Genomic DNA, 18604 nt, shown 5'->3' with positions numbered 1-18604 from the left:
CTGCCGTTTCCGTCGGCGTCGCCGCCAGCCCGACCTGCCGTCAGTCGGTCCTCGTACGCAGGCTCCGTGCCAGGACGGGGATCATCACCGCCGCGGCGACGAGGTGCAGCCCGACGAGGGCGGTGCTGGTGGCCGCGTTCGCCCCGGAGATGAGGGGCGGAACCAGCGAGAGCGCGGTCAGCACCACCGCGGTCCACACGAACCGGGCGGCCGGCCGAGCGCTCCACCGGAGCAGAGCCACGGCGATGACGACGCCCACGACCGAGAAGAAGCCGGTCACCACGGCGAACCCCGACAACGGAATCGTCTCGCCACCAGCGGGGATCTCGAAGTCGACACCAACGGCCCGGGCCAGCGCGGCGGCGAGGGTGGTGGTCACCATCGCCGCGAGCGTGGCGATCAAGCCGGTGCCGGCGAGCCCACGGAATCGGTGGGTGTGGCCGGGTCGGCCCGATGCCGGGCCGGTGACGATCTCGGTGTCCTTCGTGCTGTTCATGTCGTCTCCCTCATCTCGAGGCTGGCGTACCGGATGTGTTGACTGGCGTGTGACGGCCCGGGGCGTGACGACACGCACCCTCGCGGTGCGACGGCCGGGGTTGCGCAGCGCGCGGACGCCGGTGCCGCGCAGCCAGAACCCGGCATCGCGTCCGAGGACCGGCCCGGGCTCGCCGTCGCGCAACTCCAGCTGCACCCGGCCACTGGTGACCACACCGAAGGCGTCGTACCACTCCGCAGTGACCACCGTGGCACGCGCGCCACCGCGCAGCGTGAGCGTCCACATCGGGACTACTCCGTGCCGTCCGCCGGCAGGCGCTCCGGCAGCCCGAGCCGCGGGAACTGGTCGTCGTGGAAGATGAAGACCTCGGTGATCGCGCCGCCGGTGATGCGCAGAACGTCGATCGTCAGCGGCAGGTACGCGCTCTCCTGCTTCCGCCAGTGGTAGAAGGCGACGGCGGGCTGGCGGTTCACCGAGGTGGGGACCGCGCGCAGGCCCGTCATGCCGTCGAATCCATCCTCGACCCAGTTGTTCACCACCGCGTCGCGGCCGACGTACAGGCCCGGCGTGGGCGGCATCGAGTAACGGACGTCGTCGCGCAGCATGCCAGCGAGCGCGTCGACGTCCGTGGCCACGCTGGCGTCGGTGAAGCGGCGTACCAGCTCGCGCGTCCCGGCGTCCTCTTCACCGCCGGTCCAGTCCTGCCGCTCGGCGGGCAGGTGCTCCCGCATGCCGGCACGAGCCCGCTGCAGCGCGCTGTTGACCGAGTTGACCGAGTCTCCGAGCAGCTCCGCGACGTCCTTCGCCGGCCAGCCGAGCACGTCCCGCAGGATCAGCACGGCCCGAGGGCGTGGCGCGAGGTGCTGTACCGCGACCAGGTACGCCAGCTCGATCGTCTCCCGCGCGACGGCCAGGGTCTCCGGCTCGTCCGCGTCGCCAGCGGGCAGTTCGTCGAGCAGCCGGTCCGGGTAGGGCTGCAACCACAGCACCTCGCCGCCGGTCGCCGGCTCCGGGCGGCGCTTGGCGAGCAGGTCCAGGCAGGCGTTGGTGGCGATCCGGTACAGCCAGGCCCGGAACGTCGACCGCCCCTCGAACGTCTCCCGCCGCCGCCAGGCCCGCAGGAACGTCTCCTGCACGGTGTCCTCGGCGTCCTCGAACGACCCGAGCATCCGGTAGCAGTGCACGTGCAGCTCCCGTCGGTGCCGCTGCGCCAACCCCGAGAACGCCGGCTCGTCGACCTCGCCCAGACCGCTCACGCCCAGCTCCTCCAGCCGCGTGTCCGCACTCATCACGTCATCCTTCCGCCTCGTCATGTCCTGTCGTAGGTATGACGGGCGCGGACGCGACGACTCATCACCCGGGTCTGATCGAGATAGTGAGTGGCGGCCGAGCTGATCCGCAGCCACCGACGGTAGCTGGCCTCACCAACCCGCACGGTCGTCGTCGTGGGGCGGACGCCCCGACCAGCGTGATGACTCACGGGCGTCATGATGCCCGTGAGTCATCACGCTCGCGGGCGCATCCGCCGCTCGGCGGAGCGCCACCTCAGCGTCAGCGGACCACCCCGAGCCCTGTGAAGGACCTGTCGTACTCGGTGAACGACTGGTTGTTGTACGGGGCGTAGATCCAGGTCCGCAGCGAGTTGGCGGCGGTGTCGACCTCGACCAGGCGTACCGGGTTGGTGGTGTTGGAGTGGAACGTCTGGAGGAACGTGTAGATCTTGTTTCCGTTGACTCCGGTGTCGACCCGGTTGGCGGCGATGCCCGTGTGACCGGAGAAGACGAACCGGATGTTGGCGTACTGCTTGATCAGGTTGTCGAAGAGGTACTGCGGGCTGGTCGCGCCGTACGAGGCGCTCTGCTCGATGTTGCCGCTGCCGTCGATGTAGTCGTGGGTGACGACGATGACGTTGTGCCGGGGGTTGGCGGCGACGACGCTCCTGGCCCAGTTCACGGCCGCGACCCGGGGCCAGAGTTCCAGTGTGAGCACCATCCACTGGACCCCGCCGGCCTCGAAGGTGGAGTACGAGTTGTCCACCTTGCCGGTCTCGAACTGGCCCTTCACCGCGCCGTACTGGCCGGCGGTGAAGTACCGGTTGAAGACGGTGGTGTCGCGGACGAGTTCGCGGGTGCGGGCGGGGTCCCGGGCGGAACCACCCTCGCCGGTCGCCTGGGTGTCATGGTTGCCGATCGCCAGCGAGTACGGGAGGCCAGCGGTCTCGATCGGACTCATCGCGTCGCGGGCGATGACGTACTGGGAGTGGTCGGGGGTGTCCCAGTTGACCACGTCACCCGAGTGCGTCACGTAGCGCAGGTCCAGCGCGGAACGGTTCTGCACCAGCCAGTTGGTGCGGTTGCGGAACCGGGTGTCCGAGCCGTTGAGCACCTCCTGCTGGGTATCCGGCAGGACGGCGAAGCTGAACTTCGTGTCGGTGGCGCTCGCGGTTTCCATCCGCGCGTACGCGATGTGGACGTTGCGGTCGCAGGGGGCGGCCCGGAAGTCGTTGATGAGCTGGATTCGCACGGTGTGCTGCCCGCCGCCGACCGCCGCGCCGACCGGGTACGTGCCGTAGCTGGTCGCGCTGACGATGGTGGTCTGGCCGACGGCGACACCGTCGACCGTCACCCGGACGGTCGGCCAGCCCTGGCAGTTGTCCCCGATGGCTCCGATCAGCACACGCCCGGAGCCGCTGATGCTGGTGGTGGCGTAGCTGGAGTTGCCCCAGAGCGAGGCGTGTGTGCCGGAGGACGGCACTGGGGTGCCGGTCGCCGTACGGATCGCCCCGTCCACGACTGTGAACTGGGAGGGCTCGGCAGCGCTCGCCGTACCCCCGGTGAGTGTTCCGCCAGCCACGGCGACCATCAGCGCCGCGGCCGTCGCCACGAACCTGGACCTGGATCTCCTGATGCGCACTGCTGATCCTCCCTTGCCGACATCTGCCCACAAGCTGGGCATTCGCAGCGTAGAGAGGATCGGGACGACGCATGTGAATGCTTCGAGGCCAGCCTGAGTACCCGAGCTGTACGTTCCGTTCTGCACGGCCCGGGACGCGGCGCGGTCCTACCGGTTGGTGCCGCCACCCGATCGATTCGCGCCGGCGGCGGAGGGCCGGTGCGCGATGCGGGGCGCCCGCACGGCGGAGGCGTTGCCGGCGCCGGGGCGGTAGTCCCGAGCCGCGCTGGCCACCATCTCGTCGGCATCGCGGGCGAGCGCCTGCCGGATGTGCGACGGAACGAACTCGGACGTCGCCATCGCCATTCGAACCTGCACCGCGCGGTCGTCGACCAGTCGGGTCAGGTCCGCCTCGCTCAGCTCGACGGCCCGCACGAGCGCGGCACGGACGTCGACCACCGGGTCCGCGGCGAGTGCGCTGCGCTGCTCGTCGGTGGTCCGCGGGTTGCGGGCAACCCCCTTGCGTACGCGAGCGGTGCGATCGGCCAGCAGGGCGGTGATCACGTCGGGGTCGTGGGTGTGGGTGGCGAGTCGTTCCCGCACCTCGGGTGAGACGTCGTCGATCAGCCTGGCGGCCAGCTCCGGCTCCAGCTCCCGACTCTCCGCGAGGAGACCACGAAGTTCCTTGTCCGAGGTCTCCGACATGACCTGGCGGATCGACTCGTCGCAGGCCGGGTTGCCGGCGACCGCCCAGCGGACCCACCGGTCGGCGTCCTTGACCAGGCGCATCAGGTTGGCGACCGAGGTGGAGGGGTTCCTTGCCACGGCCTCACGGACCTGACGATCGTGGTCGCGGGTCAGGGGGCGCAGGGCCTGCGCGGGAGCGTCGGCCCGAGCGGCGACCGCCTTGCGGACCAGGGCCGAGGGGTCGGAGGCCAGGTCGATAAGGGTCATTTGTGGCGTTGTGGGGTCCTGTGCGAGGGCGAGCCGAGCGTCATCGCCGCCACCGATCGGACGGTGGGCGGTGGTGCCGGACTCGCTGTGACTGTCGGCCGCGCCGACGTCCTGCTGTTTCCCCATGGCGCAATCATGTCACGCGCCCGGTTCGCCAGGATCGGCCGCGGGCGGGACCCGGGCGGGTAGGCGCAGGCCGGACATGCCGCCGTCCACCGGCAGCGACGAACCGGTCACCGACCTGGTCGCGGGCGACGCGAGGTAGACGACGGCGGCGGCCACCTCGTCGGCGGTCACCAGGCGGCCGGTCGGCTGCCGGGACGCCAACTGCCGCTTCTCCGCCGTCGGGTCGGCCGCGCCGGCGAGCAGGCGGGTCACCCAGGGCGTGTCGACGGTGCCGGGGGCGACACAGTTGACCCGGACGCCCTCCGTCACCAGGTCGGCGGCCATGGCGAGGGTGAGGGCGTGCACGGCGCCCTTCGACGCCGAGTACAGGGCGCGTCGGGGCAGGCCGACGGTCGCCGCGATCGAGGAGATGTTGACGATCGCCGCGGACGACGACCGGCGCAGGTACGGCAGGGCGACGGCGCTGGTTCGGGCCACACCGGAGACGTTGACGTCGAGCACCCTGCTCCACCGCTCGTCGTCGTCCTCCTCCACAGTGCCCACGGCCGAGATACCTGCGTTGTTCACCAGGATGTCGATGCCGCCGAACGCCTCCGCGACCGAGGCGACGGCCGCGCTGAGGGAGGACCTGTCGGCCACGTCCGCCCGGACGCCGAGTACGCCGGGATGCTCCGGCAGACCGGCCAGCTCCAGATCCAGGACACCCACTCGGGCGCCGGCAGCGGTGAACGCCCGCACGCAGGCGAGACCGATCCCCGATCCGCCTCCGGTCACCACCGCCACGAGACCGTCACACCGCATCAGGCGTCCCGGAGCGGGTTGCGCTGCCGGCCGAGGCCGTCGATCTCGATCTCCATCACGTCGCCCGCGGTGAGGTACGGGAATCGGCCGGAGAGCGCCACTCCCTGCGGGGTGCCGGTGTTGATGACGTCGCCCGGGTCCAGGACGGTGAACTGGGACAGGTGCCAGACAAGGTACGCCACGTCGAAGATCATGTCTTTGGTGCTGGAGTCCTGGCGGGGCTCGCCGTTGACCCAGGAGCGCAGCCGCAGCGCCTGCGGGTCGCCGATCTCGTCGGCGGTGACCAGCCACGGGCCGAGCGGTTGGAACGTCTCGCAGGACTTGCCCTTCGACCACTGGCCGCCGGAGACGGCGAGTTGGAAGTCCCGTTCGGAGACGTCGTTGGACAGCACGTACCCGGCGATGTGCCCGAGAGCGTCGGCCGGCGAGGCGAGGTAGCGGGCCCGTCGGCCGATCACCACCGCCAACTCGACCTCCCAGTCGGTCTTCGTCGATCCGCGCGGGATCAGGACCTCGTCGTACGGGCCGACGACGGTGTTGGGCGCCTTGTAGAAGATGATCGGGTCGGTGGGCGGCGTGGCACCCGACTCGGCGGCGTGCGCCGCGTAGTTCTGCCCGACGCAGAGCACCACCCCGGGCCGGGCGATCGGTGCGCCGACCCGCTGACCGGTGACGTCGATCTCGGGCAGGTCGGTGGCTTCGCGGGCCCGCCGGACGCCGTCGCCGGCGAGGAACTCGCCGTCGATGTCGGCGGTGAGTGACGAGAGGTCGAAGTGCCGACCGTCGACGTACAGCACGGGGCGTTCCCGCCCCACCGGCCCGACGCGCATGAATCTCACGAACCCGACCTCCAGTGCATAGGACGCAAAGCCCCTATTTCCTATAGGATGTTGCCTTGCTAGTGTGTACTCGCTCACACCGGCACAGTCAAGGGGTGGCCGAGGAGGCGAGATGGCCCAGCAGGAACCTCGCGAGGGCCGACTCCGTCCCGCCCGTCGGCTCACCCTCACCGAGGACGTCTACGAGTCGATAAAGACGCTGGTCATGGACCACATCCTTCCCCCCGACGAGCGGGTCAACATCGACGCGCTCGCCCGGGAGCTGGACGTCTCCCCCACCCCGGTCCGCGAGGCCCTCGCCCGGCTGGAGGCCGACGGCCTGGTCCGTAAACGCCCGCTCTCCGGCTACACCACCACGCCGCTGCTGAGCCGCGCCGAGTTCGACGACCTGTTCGACGTCCGCCAACTGTTGGAGGGCGCCACCGCGGGACGGGCCGCCACGCACGCCTCCGCCGAAGCACGCCACCGGATCAGCGCCGAGGCGGCGGCGAGCATCGACGTGGAGGCCGGCGACGGATATCGCCGGCACGCCGCCTTCACCGCGCTGGACGCGAAATTCCACGATCTCATCGCCGAGGTGTCCGGCAGCCCACTGCTGCGGGACACCATCACGCGGCTGCACTCACACCTGCACCTGCACCGGCTGTACTTTCCGGTCGCCGGCGCACCGGACACCAACACCGAGCACCAGCGCATCGCCGCCGCCATCGTCGCCGGCGACGCGGCGGCCGCCACCGAGGCGATGCGCGCCCACCTCAGCGCCGCCCGGGAGCGCCACCTGCCCGCCTTCGACCAGCCACCCACCCCCGGAACACCGCGCGACTCGGCGTGACCCACCCCCACACATCCGAGGAGCCGCCGTGCGGATCGCCCTCTTCATCACCTGCGTCAACGACCTCGCGTTCCCGGCCACCGGCATCGCGGTCACCCGCATCCTGCGGCGACTCGGCCACACCGTCGACTTCCCCGCCGACCAGACCTGTTGCGGGCAGATGCACGCCAACACGGGTTACCGGGCCGAGGCCATGCCGATGGTGCGCAACTACGTCGACGTCTTCGACTCCTACGACGCCATCGTCGTGCCGTCCGGGTCGTGCACCGCGATGATCCGCGACCAGTACCCGCGTCTGCACCCGCCCGCCACCTCGGTGGCCGCCCGCACGTACGAGCTGTCCGAGTTGCTCGTCGACGTTCTCGGCGTCACCGACGTCGGCGCCGAGTTCCCGGAGACGGTCACCTACCACCCGACCTGCCACGGCCTGCGCATGTTGCGCCTCGGCGACCGGCCGCTGACCCTGCTGCGCCAGGTGCGCGGGATCAAGCTGGTCGAGCTGGGCGACGCCGAGGAGTGCTGTGGTTTCGGCGGCACGTTCGCCCTGAAGAACCCGGACGTCTCCACGGCGATGCTCACCGACAAGTGCGCCCGGGTCCGCGACACCGGCGCACGGGTGCTCGCCGCTGCCGACAACTCCTGCCTGGCGCACATCGGCGGCGGCCTCGACCGCCACCGCTCTGGTGTCCGGGCCGTGCACTACGCCGAGATTCTCGCCGAGACGGGAGCCACCTCATGAGCCATCCGGTCGCACCCGCCACCGGGAGCGGGCGGATCCGCACGCCGCTACCCTTCCCCACCGCAGCCAAGCCGGCCGTCGCCGACACGCAACTCCGAGCCAACCTGCACCGGGCCACCCGCACCATCCGCGCCAAGCGAGCGCGGGTGGTCGACGAGGTACCCGACTGGGAGGCCCTGCGGGACGCCGGCTCGGCGATCAAGGCGGACGTCCAACGTCGGTTGCCGGAGTTGCTGGAGCAGTTCGAGGCGTCCGCCACCGCTGCCGGCGCCACAGTGCACTGGGCCCGCGACGCGGCCGAGGCGTGCCGGATCGTTGTCGCGTTGACCCGGGCCGCCGGTGCCGACGAGGTCGTGAAGGTCAAGTCGATGGCGACCCAGGAGATCGAACTCAACGAGGCGCTGGAGGCCGCCGGGATCGCCGCGTACGAGACCGACCTCGCGGAGCTGATCGTGCAGCTCGGCGAGGACACCCCCTCGCACATCCTGGTGCCGGCGATCCACTACAACCGGGCCCAGATCCGGGAGATCTTCCAGCGTCGCATGTCCGACGCGCCGGCCGACCTGAGCGACGAACCGGCCGCGCTGGCCGAGGCCGCCCGCGTCCACCTGCGACGCCGTTTCCTCTCCGCCCGGGTCGCCGTCTCTGGCGCCAACTTCGCCGTCGCCGACACCGGCACCCTCGTGGTGGTGGAGTCCGAGGGCAACGGGCGCATGTGCCTCACCCTCCCCGAGACGCTGATCAGCGTCGTCGGCGTCGAGAAGCTGCTGCCGACCTTCACCGACCTGGAGGTCTTCCTGCAACTGCTGCCGCGATCATCGACCGGCGAGCGGATGAACCCGTACACCTCGATGTGGACCGGCGTCACCCCCGGCGACGGCCCGCAGGACGTGCACGTCGTGCTTGTCGACAATGGCCGGTCCGCCGTGCTCGCCGACCCGGTCGGGCGGCCCGCGCTGTCCTGCATCCGCTGCTCCGCGTGCCTCAACGTCTGCCCGGTGTACGAGCGGGCCGGCGGGCACGCGTACGGCTCGGTGTACCCGGGGCCAATCGGCGCGATCCTGTCGCCGCAGCTGACCGGCGTGGCCGACAACGCCTCGCTGCCGTACGCGTCGACCCTCTGCGGCGCCTGCTACGACGTGTGCCCCGTGAAGATCAACATTCCGGAGATCCTGGTCCACCTCCGCCAGCAGGCACCGCACCCGCCGGCCGAACGGGCCACCATGCGCGTCCTGTCCTGGGTGATGCGCAGCCCTCGACGCTGGGCCGTCGCCCTGCGGCTGGCCCGGGCCGGCGCGGGGCCGCTCGGGGCGTACCGTGAGCGGCGCACCGGCGCCCGGACGCTGCGGCGACTGCCCTGGCCCGCCTCGGCGTGGACCCGGTCGCGAGACCTGCCGCTGCCCGCGCCGCAGACCTTCCGGGAATGGTGGGGAAAGCAGTGAGCGCACGTGACGAGATCCTGGCGCGGCTCCGGACGGCCCTGGCCGACAGCCCGCCGCCGGTGCAGGTGCCCCGCGGGTACCGCCGGGTCGACGACCGACCCGACCTGATCGCAGCCCTCGTCGACCGCCTGGAGGACTACCGGGCGGTCGTCCACCACGGCATCGGCGCCCTACCCCGGCTGCTCGGCGAGGTCGATCGGCTCGCCGTCCCCACCGACGTCCCCGCCGACTGGCTGGCCGGCTACGCCGGGCAGCTGCACCGCGACGCTCCCCCGCTGTCACCGGCCGCCCTCGACGACCTGGACGCGGTCCTGACCGGCTGCGCCGTCGCTGTCGCCGACACGGGGACGATCATCCTCGACGCCGGCCCGGCGCAGGGGCGGCGCGCGCTCACCCTGGTGCCCGACCGGCACATCTGCGTCGTCCGCACCGACCAGGTCGTCGGTCTGCTGCCGGAGGCGTTCACCCGACTGGACCCGCGCGCCCCGCTGACCTGGATCTCCGGTCCGTCCGCGACAAGCGACATCGAGCTCAACCGTGTCGAGGGAGTGCACGGCCCGCGCCGGCTGGAGGTCGTCCTGATCAGCCCGCCGGGCAGCTCAGGCGCCTGACGACGACACCTGCTCGTCGCTGCGGGTCTCGCCCGGCCCGGCCGTCGCGCGCAGCGGAACGCCGCGCACGTTGAGCAGCATGACGATGCCCACGCCGACCACCAGGGCGATGTCGGCGACGTTGCCGACGAAGAACCCGGCGTAGTCGATGAAGTCCACCACGTGCCCGCGAGCGAACCCCGGCTCCCGGAAGAGGCGGTCCAGCAGGTGCGTCGCCGCCCCGCCGAGCACCAGGCCCAACGCCACCGCCCAGGCGCGCGACGTGACCCGCCACGCCACGACAGTCACCGCGACCACCGCCGCCGCCGCGAACACCGCGAAGATCCAGGTGTACGCGGAACCGATCGAGAAGGCGGCACCCGGGTTGTACAGGAGCCGCAGTTGCAGCAGGTCACCGAGAATCGTGATGGTCTGCCCGTCGGAGAGCGCGGACTCGGCCCAGTACTTGGTGAGCTGATCCGCGGCGAGCACCACAGCAGCGATCAACACGACGGCGCGGAACATCCCGGAACCCTAGCTCACGGTTTGGTGCGCGGGCGGCGCCGGCGCCCGGCCCGGCTCAGCCCCGCCGGCCGGGAAAGTCGACGGTGAACGGCGAGGTGCCCACCCGGATGGCGGACGCGTCGACCTGCCTTACGTAGTCCGGGTAGCAGCGGTCGGCGTGCAGGCAGAAGCGGACCCGCTGGCCAGGCAGGAGTCGGGCGTCGTACCGGCCGTCCTCGACGTTCTCGTCGACCGCGACGATGTCGCCGGTGTCGGCGTTGTAGACGTAGACGGGGTAGCTGTAGCCGTACACCGGAAGGCCGTTGGCTTGGCCGGAGACGGCGGTGCCGGCGCGCATCCGCTCGTTCGCCACGGTAGTGCCGCCGGCGACGACCTTGACCCGGGTCGATTTGACGCTGTTCGGCGCCCCACCGGACCACTGGGTGGCGTAGACGCTGTTGGCGCCGCCGTTGCCCGGTGGGATGAACGCCAGCGACCACTCGTACGGGCCGAGCCCGTTGAAGGTGTACGAGCCGTTGCCGGAAACCTTCCAGGTGGTCTCGTACCAGAACGGGTCGTAGGTCGTCAGCGCGACGGTCACCGACACCGGCTGGCCGGTGACCGCGTCGGTGATCGACCCGGTGATCGACCCCGCCCGGTCCAGCAGGATGTCGGGCAGTGTGGTGATCCCGGGCCCTGGCTCGACCACCAGTGCCTTGGCCCGGTCGCCGGTGCCACCCTTCGGGCCGACCCACTGCGCGCCGTGCCCGTTGGCCGAGCCGCCGGCCCAGATGTTGTACCGGTCCGGGTAGAGGCTCCGGAACCGCACCACCCCGTTCTCGTCGGAGATCTCGTTGGCGTCATAGATGTCGGGGAACCGCTTGTCCACCGAGATGGCGATGATTCCCGTGTTGGGCACCGGCGCGCCGGTCGCCCGGTCCCGCAGCGTCACGCGCAGTTCGTTGCCGGGCGGCTGGACCGGCAGCGTCGCGTGGGTCACCCGCCCGGCGACCGCGGTCGCCTCGACCATCCCGCCCTCGTGTACGCCGTCGTTCGCGGTGCCGGTGAACCGGTAGTGGCCGGGCGGCACCTCCAGGTCGAGGTACCCGTTCGGGAAGGCTCCGGCGGGTTTGGTGCAGGTGAAGCCGAGCTCCAGCGGGTCCTGCACACAGAAGTCCCGCACCTCGGCGCCGGTGGCCGCGTCGGCCGCGACGAACCGGATCCGGCCGGCCGGAGGTAGCACGTCGTTGACGACGAGCCGGCCACGGGCCGGGACGGTGACAGCTCCCCAGGGGAATCCGAGCCGGCTCGGGTAGTAGCGGGGCCGGAACACGCCGGGCAGCTGGTTGGTGATCCGGTAGCGCCCAGCCGACACCCCGGACACCCGCCACCGGCCGGCCCGGTCGGTGGTGGTCGAGTAGGTCGGCTGCTGGGCGCCGGAGTCCGGCGCGAGGGTGACCCTGACCTGGCCGGCCGGTCGGCCGGAACGTTCGGTCAGGGTGCCGCTGACGGTCGCGGCGGCGCCACCGGCCCGGACCGGCGCGACCGGACCCAGCACCGCGTCGACCCCGAGCAGCAACAGCGCGGTCAGCGCCGCCAGCAGGAGAGTTCCGGTATATCTGGTGGGACGTGCTACTCGACTGTCCATCGTGCTGGCACCTCCGGAATCGGCGAAGCCCGGCTCGCTTCGCGCACATCACGGCAGCCTAACCACGGCTCTCACCACTGCATGTCAGGTGACGAACACGGACAGTGTCGGTTTTCGAGGCATCTGCGTGAGGCGCGGAAACGCCATAATGCATGGCTCTGGTAATTGCCAAAGACTTGCAACTGTGCGACCGTGTTGATCAACGGTTGCGGCGCCGCGCCCACCCAACCATTGATTCCTCCCCACACCACAGGAGCCCTCTGTGACCCGGATGCGTCCGACCTTCCGACGCCTCGTGGCGTCGACCGCGGCGGCGGGGATGCTCGTCCTCGCCGGATGCTCGGCCCCGGCCACGCCCGACGGCACATCCGGCAGCGCGACGCTCGTCGTCGCCACCTCCGACGAGCCGGACGCGTTGAACCCAGTGCTCAACTACGGCGTCGACGGCGCCTCGCTGATCTTCGACGGCCTCGTCACCCGGGACGACGACAACCGCCTCGTCGCCGGTCTGGCCACGGCGTTGCCGGAGCTGTCACGCGATGGGCGCACCGTGACCGCGAAGCTCCGCGACGGCGTGCAGTTCCACGACGGCACCGCGCTGACCGCCCAGGACGTGGTCTTCACGTACCAGGCCGTCCTGGATCCCACTGTCGACTCGACGCTCCGCTCCGACCTGGACATGGTGGAATCGGTGACCGCGCCCGACGCCGCCACCGTCGTGTTCCGGCTGCGCTACCCGTACGCGCCGTTCCTGCAGCGACTCACCCTCGGCATCGTGCCGGCCAAGCTGCTCAGCGGGCAGGACATCAACACCGCCGGGTTCAATCGCAAGCCGATCGGGACCGGGCCGTACCGGGTCGAGTCCTGGACGCCGGGCGACCGCCTGGTGCTCACGGCCAACGAGAGCTACTTCGGCGGCCGGCCGAAGAACAACCGGGTGGTGGTCGCGTTCGTCGCCGACGACAACGTCCGCGCCCAGCGGATGCGGGCCGGCGAGTTCGACGCCGCCGAGTTGCCGCCGAAGCTGGCCTCCGGCTTCGACGCCGACGCCACGTACCGGGTGCAGCGGGTGCCGACCGCCGACTACCGCGGCGTGATGCTGCCGACGGGCAACCCGGTCCTCGCCGACCCGGCGGTCCGGCGGGCACTCAACCTGGGTGTCGACCGGGCCGCGATGGTGTCCGGGCTCCTCGGTGGCGCCGGCGAACCGGCGTTCGGCCCGATCCCGCCGACCTCCGAGTTCGCCGATCCGTCGATCGTCGGCAAGCCCACCGCCGACCCGACGGCGGCGGGAGCGCTGCTCGACGCTGCCGGCTGGACCCCGGGTCCCGGCGGGGTGCGCGTCAAGGACGGCCGACCGGCCCGGTTCACGCTGATGTACCCGGCGAGCGACACGCTGCGCAAGGACCTGGCCCTCGCCGTCACCGCCGACGCGAAGAAGATCGGCATCGAGGTGACCCCGGCGGGGCTCACCTGGGACGCCATCGACCCGCGAATGAAGTCCGACGCCCTGCTGATGGGCTACGGAACGCCGTTCGACCCGGACTTCGTCTCGTACAAGCTGTTCGGCTCGCGGTTCGCGGGGCAGGGCTACTTCAACCCCGGCTCGTACCGGTCCGAGGTGACCGACAGTGCCCTCCAGGAGGGTCGCGACCAGATCGACCCGGCCCTTCGCAAGGCCGCGTACGCGCAGTTCCAGAAGCAGCTCGCCACCGACGTACCGTGGCTGTTCCTCACCTACCTGCGGCACACCTACGTGCTGAAGTCCTCGGTGCGGGGCGTGGCCCCCCGGGTCGAGGCGCACGAGCACGGGGTGGCTAACAGCATCTGGTGGAACATCGACACCTGGACCCGGTCGTGAGCCGCTCCGGTCGCCTGGCCGGGGCCGGCGCGGTGGTCCGGCGTCGACTCCTCGTCGCCGTGCCGGTGCTCGCCGCGACGAGCATCGGGATGTTCGCCCTCGGCGCCGCCTCGCCGGTCGACCCCGCGAAGCAGTACGCGGGCGCGGCGGCCTTCACCGCCAGCGAGGAGAACCTGGCTCAGCTGCGCGCCAACTGGGGCGTCGACGACCCCCTGCCCGTGCAGTACCTGCGCTGGATCGGCAACCTGGTCCAGGGCGACCTGGGCTGGTCGACCAGCCGCCACGAGCCGGTCGCCGCGGTGCTCGCCGCCCGGGCCGGCTGGACGCTGCTCCTGATCGGCGTGACCCTCGCCCTGGTCCTGGTCGCGAGCCTGCTGCTGGGCGCGCTGGCCGCGTACCGCCGGGGTGGGCTGTTCGACCGCGCGTTGCGGACGGCCGCGTACGCGGTCGAGTCGATGCCGGTGTTCTGGTTGGGCCTGGCCGCGATCGCCGTGTTCGCGCTGGCCCTGGGGTGGCTGCCGGCGGGCGGGCTCACCGACGTCACAGCGACCAGCACCTCCTGGGCCGATGTGGCGCACCACCTGATCCTGCCGGTCGGGGTGCTGGCCGTGTCCCAGGCGCCGTGGTTCGTGCTGTTCGTCCGGGACGCTGTCGCGGAGAGCCTGCGCGACGACCACGTGCTCGCGGCGCGGGCACGCGGGTTGCCCGGTCGGACGGTGCTGTTCGGGCACGCGCTGCGGACCGCGCTGCTGCCGTTCCTCACCCTGGTCGGCACCCACCTGCCCGAGCTGGTCGGCGGGGCGGTGCTGGTCGAGACGGTCTTCTCGCTGCCGGGCCTCGGCGCCGTCACTGTCGCCGCCGCGCTGGGCAGCGACTTCCCGCTGCTGGCGGCGATCACGCTGGTCACCACCGCTGTGGTGCTGGCCGCGAACCTCGCGACCGACCTCGCCTATGCCGCCGCCGACCCGAGGGTACGACTCGATGGCTGACCTCGCCGCCCGACCGCCGCTGCTCCGAGTGGCCCGGTCGCGGCTGCGGCTGCGGCTGCGGCCCGGCCAGGCTGGCGCCGTCGCGGCCGGTCTGGTCCTGCTCGTGGCCGTCGCCGGCTCGCTGCTCGCCCCGCTCGTCTGGCCGCTCGACCAGAGCGCTGTCGCACTGGACCAGACCCGGTTGGCGCCGTCCTGGACCCACCTCGCCGGCACCGACGACCTGGGCCGCGACGTGGCGCACCGTGCCGTCTACGGACTGCGGGTGTCGCTGCTCGTCGGCGCGGTCGCCGCGCTCGTCGCCACCGTCCTCGGGGGCGTGGTCGGCGGAATCGCCGGCACGCTCGGCGGCCGGGTGGACCGGATCCTGATGCGGATCGTGGACACCATCGCCGCGATGCCGCACCTGCTGCTGGGCATCTTCATCGTCGCCATGCTGCGGCCCAGCCTCGGTGCGGTGATCGCCTCCGTCGGGCTCACCCACTGGCTCTCCACCGCCCGCATCGTCCGATCCGAGTTGTTGAGCCTTCGGACCCGACCGTTCATCGACGCCGCCATCAGCGGCGGGGCCGGCCGGCTCCGGGTCCTCACCCGGCACCTGCTGCCGCACGTCCTGCCCCGGCTGGCGTTGGCCACCACCCTGATGATCCCGCACGCGGTGTGGCACGAGACCGCCCTGTCGTTCCTCGGCCTCGGCCTGCCGCCGCACCTCGCGTCGCTGGGCAACATGATCAATGACGGTCAGGGGTCGCTGCTCACCGGCGCCTGGTGGGCCAGCCTGGCACCGGGCGCGGTCATCGTCGTGGTCACCCTCGCCATCGCGGTCCTCGCCGCCCGTTGGCGCGACCGCCTCGATCCCCGGGTCCGAGCGGAGCTGCACCTGTGACCACCACCGAATCCGTTCCCGCTTCGGCGCCTTCCCGCGCCGTGATGACCCGGCCGCTGCTCGCCGTCGACGGCCTCGGCGTCGAGTTCCGGCTCCGGGACGCACGCGTGCGCGCGGTCAGCGATCTCAGCCTCACCGTCCGGGCCGGCGAACTGTTGGCCATCGTGGGCGAGTCCGGCTGCGGCAAGTCCGTCCTGGCCCACGCCCTGCTCGGCCTCCTGCCCGGCAACGCCACGACCACCGGCCACGCCGTGCTGCACCACCCCGGCGCCGACCCGGTCGACCTGGTCACCTGCGGCCAGCGCCACCTGGCCCGGCGGGTACGCGGGCGTCGGGTCGGGCTGGTCCCGCAGAGCCCGGCCACCGCCCTGAACCCGGTCCGCACCGGACGGCGACTGCTCGCCGAGACGCTGCGGGCGCACGGCCGTGACCGCGCCGACGCCGACCACCTCGCTGTCGACGTCGGGCTCGACCCGGCGGACCTGGACCGCTACCCCCACGAGCTGTCCGGCGGCATGGCGCAGCGCCTGGTCACCGCGCTCGCGCTGGCACCCGACCCGTCGCTGCTCATCGCCGACGAGCCCACCACCGGGCTGGACCGGCCGCTGGTCGACCACACCCTCGACCTGCTGCGCCGTCGCTGCGACAACGGCGCCTCCGTCGTGCTCATCACGCACGACCTGGCCGCCGCACGCCGGGTCGCCGACACCGTCGCCGTGATGTACGCCAGCCGCATCGTGGAACACCGGGACACCGACGAACTCTTCACAGCGCCGACCCACCCGTACGCCTCGGCGCTGCTCGACGCCCTGCCGGACCGGGCCTTCCGGCCGGTGCCGGGCGACCCGCCGATGCTCACCGCGCTGCCCCCCGGGTGCGCGTTCGCGCCCCGCTGTCCACGCCGCACCGACACCTGCGCGGACCGACCACAGCCGACGCCGGTCACCGGTAGCGGCACGGTGGCCTGCCACCACCCGATCGTTTTCGGAGCCGTCACGTGAGCAGCACGCACCTCCTCGCCGACCGGGTGACAGTCGGGTACGGCCGCCAGGTCGTCCTCGACGACGTCACAGTGCGGATCGACCGGGGAGAGACTGTCGGACTGCGCGGGCCGTCCGGCTGTGGAAAGTCGACACTGGCCCGGGTCCTGGCCCTGCTGCACCAACCCGATCAGGGCCGGGTCAGCATCGACGGCACCGCTGTCGACGCCGTCCGGTACGCCGTGCCGGTCGCCCTACGGACCCGCGTCGCCGCCCTGTTCCAGAGCCCGCGCGCGGCCGCCGACCCTCGACTGAGCCTCACCGACCTGATCGCCGAACCGCTGCGCGCCACCCGGACGCCCGAGTCGGTGGTCCGGGAACGGGTGGCCGAACTCGCCGACCTCGTCGGCCTCACCGCGGATCTGCGCGGCCGGCGTCCCCACGCGGTGTCCGACGGGCAGCTGCAACGCGCCTGCCTCGCCCGTGCCCTCGTACACCGCCCCGACTACCTGCTCTGCGACGAGGCCACCGCGATGCTCGACGCCTCGACCCAGGCGCACGTCGCCGCCGTCATTCGCGATTACCAGCGTACGCAGCGCGCCGGTGTCCTGGTCATCACCCACGACCAGACCCTGCTGGACCGCTGGAGCGACCGGATCGTCGACCTCGATCGTCCGGCGTACGAGACGGTCTCCTCGAAATGAGCGGTGGACGCTGCGGCGTCCGCTGGGTCCCACCATGTGTGGGACCCAGCGGACCGTCAGGCGGGCGGTGACTGGGCGGTGTCGGCCAGGAGCAGGGACAGCTCCCGGACCAGGTCGTCCATCGTCTGCCCGCTCTGCGCCTTGACCAGGCCGAGCGCGAGGTCGGCCAGGAGATAGAAGCCGAGGGTACGGGCCTGCTCAGAGCTGAACGCCGACATCAGCGCCTCGGCGCCAGCGAGGTCACCGCGGTGTTTGGCCGCGATGACCCCGGCGGCGCGTTGCACGATCTCGGCGGCCTCGGGGGTGTACCCGCTCACGCCGGGTCAGATCTTCGGGGTCGCGGCGCGGGCGGCGTCGAAACGGGCGGTGACGTCGGTCCAGTTGACCAGGTGCCACAGCCGGTCCACGTAGTCCGGGCGCACGTTGCGGTACTGCAGGTAGTAGGCGTGCTCCCAGGCGTCGAAGACCAGGACCGGGGTGGAGCCCTGCCCGACGTTGCCGTGGTGGTCGTAGACCTGCTCCACGATCAACCGTTGGCTCAGCGGCTCCCAGGCAAGCACGCCCCACCCGGAGCCCTGCACGCCCTTCGTCGCGGCGGACAGCTGGCCGGCGAAGCCGTCGAAGGAGCCGAAGTGCTCGTCGATCGCCGCCGCCAGCTCACCGTCGGGACGGTCACCGCCGTCCGGGGACAGGTTGTTCCAGAAGATCGAGTGCAGCACATGCCCGGACAGGTTGAACGCGAACGTCTTCTCCAACCCGACAAGCGTCGCGTAGTCGCCCTTGTCCCGAACCTCGGCAAGCCGGTCGAGCCCATCGTTGGCGCCCTTGACGTACGCGGCGTGGTGCTTGTCGTGGTGCAGCTCCAAGATCTCCCCGGACATGGCGGGCTCGAGTGCCCCGTAGTCGTAGGGCAGGTCGGGCAGGTTGTACACGGCCATCAGGTACGTCCTCTCACTGCTGCCATAGTTTGGCTGTTGCCATTATCTTGCAACAAGGGCCCGCATGTCGGGAGGGGGCGCGATCGATAGTCGAAAGGTCGGACCGGACGCCGTACGATGGGCGGCAGTGCTGGTTCGCCCCACCGTCGTGGTGGGGCGTCGTAAGAGGGAACCCGGTGCAAGACCGGGACTGCCCCGCAGCGGTGAGCGGGAACGACCGCCGTCATACGCACTGGACACGTGAGCGTCTGGGAAGCGACGGCCAGTAGGAGATCGGTGCACGCCGATCGTGCCCGCGAGTCCGAAGACCTGCCCGCACCGCGTACGCGTCCGCGTACGCCGCCACCGGCCTCTCGGGAGGGCCTGAGCGAGGCCCGGTCATCGGC

19 protein-coding genes and 1 riboswitch are annotated in these 18604 nt (G+C 71.5%); of the genes, 9 read left to right on the top strand and 10 right to left on the bottom strand.

Going from position 1 to position 18604, the window contains the following annotated elements; translation table 11 throughout:
- Positions 1-40: 40 nt before the first annotated feature.
- The 6 genes from IW248_RS32925 to IW248_RS06575 all read right to left on the bottom strand — a co-directional run bounded on the left by IW248_RS32925 (position 41) and on the right by IW248_RS06575 (position 6108).
- Positions 41-781, bottom strand: coding sequence for a DUF6069 family protein (locus IW248_RS32925; RefSeq protein WP_231396205.1), 741 nt, complete (start codon positions 779-781; stop codon positions 41-43).
- Positions 782-786: 5 nt separating this feature from the next.
- Positions 787-1788, bottom strand: a complete 1002-nt coding sequence (locus IW248_RS06595) for an RNA polymerase subunit sigma-70 (protein ID WP_372432756.1) — start codon at positions 1786-1788, stop codon at positions 787-789.
- Between the two features lie 259 nt (positions 1789-2047).
- Positions 2048-3379 carry a carbohydrate-binding domain-containing protein gene (locus IW248_RS06590; RefSeq protein WP_307787797.1) on the bottom strand — a complete coding sequence of 444 codons (1332 nt, stop codon included), beginning with the start codon at positions 3377-3379 and terminating at the stop codon, positions 2048-2050.
- A gap of 177 nt (positions 3380-3556) precedes the next feature.
- Complete coding sequence (locus tag IW248_RS06585) at positions 3557-4468, bottom strand: hypothetical protein (RefSeq protein ID WP_196926137.1); 912 nt, start codon at positions 4466-4468, stop codon at positions 3557-3559.
- Positions 4469-4480: 12 nt separating this feature from the next.
- On the bottom strand, positions 4481-5242 hold the full coding sequence (locus IW248_RS06580; protein WP_307787796.1) for an SDR family NAD(P)-dependent oxidoreductase: 762 nt from the start codon (positions 5240-5242) through the stop codon (positions 4481-4483).
- 26 nt (positions 5243-5268) lie between these two features.
- On the bottom strand, positions 5269-6108 hold the full coding sequence (locus IW248_RS06575; protein ID WP_196926135.1) for a fumarylacetoacetate hydrolase family protein: 840 nt from the start codon (positions 6106-6108) through the stop codon (positions 5269-5271).
- A 112-nt stretch (positions 6109-6220) separates the two neighbouring features.
- Between IW248_RS06575 and IW248_RS06570 the strand changes: the two genes are divergently transcribed.
- Genes IW248_RS06570 through IW248_RS06555 form a run of 4 tightly spaced genes read left to right on the top strand, consistent with a single transcriptional unit; the run spans position 6221 to position 9732 of the window.
- Positions 6221-6940, top strand: coding sequence for a GntR family transcriptional regulator (locus tag IW248_RS06570; RefSeq protein WP_196926134.1), 720 nt, complete (start codon positions 6221-6223; stop codon positions 6938-6940).
- A gap of 28 nt (positions 6941-6968) precedes the next feature.
- Positions 6969-7679, top strand: a complete 711-nt coding sequence (locus tag IW248_RS06565) for a (Fe-S)-binding protein (protein WP_196926133.1) — start codon at positions 6969-6971, stop codon at positions 7677-7679.
- A complete protein-coding gene (locus IW248_RS06560) occupies positions 7676-9121 on the top strand; it encodes a LutB/LldF family L-lactate oxidation iron-sulfur protein (protein ID WP_196926132.1) in 1446 nt (481 codons plus the stop codon). Before IW248_RS06565 ends, IW248_RS06560 begins: the two co-directional genes overlap by 4 nt.
- Positions 9118-9732, top strand: coding sequence for a LutC/YkgG family protein (locus IW248_RS06555; protein ID WP_307787795.1), 615 nt, complete (start codon positions 9118-9120; stop codon positions 9730-9732). The genes IW248_RS06560 and IW248_RS06555 overlap by 4 nt, the downstream gene beginning before the upstream one ends.
- On the opposite strand, the gene IW248_RS06550 is transcribed toward IW248_RS06555, so the two are convergent.
- Together IW248_RS06550 and IW248_RS06545 are read right to left on the bottom strand one after the other, a co-directional pair.
- The gene (locus tag IW248_RS06550; protein WP_196926130.1) at positions 9721-10236 is read right to left on the bottom strand and encodes a signal peptidase II; all 516 of its coding nucleotides are present in this window, start codon (positions 10234-10236) and stop codon (positions 9721-9723) included. The genes IW248_RS06555 and IW248_RS06550 overlap by 12 nt on opposite strands.
- Before the next feature lie 55 nt (positions 10237-10291).
- Positions 10292-11863: a carboxypeptidase-like regulatory domain-containing protein gene (locus IW248_RS06545; RefSeq protein WP_196926129.1), complete on the bottom strand. Its 1572-nt coding sequence runs from the start codon at positions 11861-11863 to the stop codon at positions 10292-10294.
- Between the two features lie 271 nt (positions 11864-12134).
- On the opposite strand from IW248_RS06545, the gene IW248_RS06540 reads away from it, so the two are divergent.
- Genes IW248_RS06540 through IW248_RS06520 form a run of 5 tightly spaced genes read left to right on the top strand, consistent with a single transcriptional unit; the run spans position 12135 to position 17280 of the window.
- Complete coding sequence (locus IW248_RS06540) at positions 12135-13724, top strand: ABC transporter substrate-binding protein (RefSeq protein WP_196930072.1); 1590 nt, start codon at positions 12135-12137, stop codon at positions 13722-13724.
- Positions 13694-14713, top strand: coding sequence for an ABC transporter permease (locus tag IW248_RS06535; protein WP_307787793.1), 1020 nt, complete (start codon positions 13694-13696; stop codon positions 14711-14713). Before IW248_RS06540 ends, IW248_RS06535 begins: the two co-directional genes overlap by 31 nt.
- Positions 14706-15596, top strand: a complete 891-nt coding sequence (locus IW248_RS06530; RefSeq protein WP_196926128.1) for an ABC transporter permease — start codon at positions 14706-14708, stop codon at positions 15594-15596. Before IW248_RS06535 ends, IW248_RS06530 begins: the two co-directional genes overlap by 8 nt.
- The gene (locus IW248_RS06525; protein ID WP_307787791.1) at positions 15593-16597 is read left to right on the top strand and encodes an ABC transporter ATP-binding protein; all 1005 of its coding nucleotides are present in this window, start codon (positions 15593-15595) and stop codon (positions 16595-16597) included. Before IW248_RS06530 ends, IW248_RS06525 begins: the two co-directional genes overlap by 4 nt.
- The gene (locus tag IW248_RS06520; RefSeq protein WP_196926127.1) at positions 16594-17280 is read left to right on the top strand and encodes an ABC transporter ATP-binding protein; all 687 of its coding nucleotides are present in this window, start codon (positions 16594-16596) and stop codon (positions 17278-17280) included. The genes IW248_RS06525 and IW248_RS06520 overlap by 4 nt, the downstream gene beginning before the upstream one ends.
- A gap of 56 nt (positions 17281-17336) precedes the next feature.
- Here the strand turns inward: IW248_RS06520 and IW248_RS06515 are convergent, their stop codons facing one another.
- Both IW248_RS06515 and IW248_RS06510 read right to left on the bottom strand, forming a co-directional pair.
- Positions 17337-17597: a superoxide dismutase gene (locus tag IW248_RS06515; RefSeq protein WP_196926126.1), complete on the bottom strand. Its 261-nt coding sequence runs from the start codon at positions 17595-17597 to the stop codon at positions 17337-17339.
- Positions 17598-17603: 6 nt separating this feature from the next.
- A complete protein-coding gene (locus IW248_RS06510) occupies positions 17604-18218 on the bottom strand; it encodes a superoxide dismutase (RefSeq protein WP_196926125.1) in 615 nt (204 codons plus the stop codon).
- 114 nt (positions 18219-18332) lie between these two features.
- Positions 18333-18549: riboswitch (cobalamin riboswitch) on the top strand.
- Positions 18550-18604: the final 55 nt, after the last annotated feature.

It is taken from the genome of Micromonospora ureilytica (assembly GCF_015751765.1).
Taxonomy (GTDB): Bacteria; Actinomycetota; Actinomycetes; order Mycobacteriales; family Micromonosporaceae; genus Micromonospora; species Micromonospora ureilytica.
The sequence above is the reverse complement of the archived record's forward strand: the minus strand, read 5'-3'. Positions and strand labels throughout refer to the sequence as shown.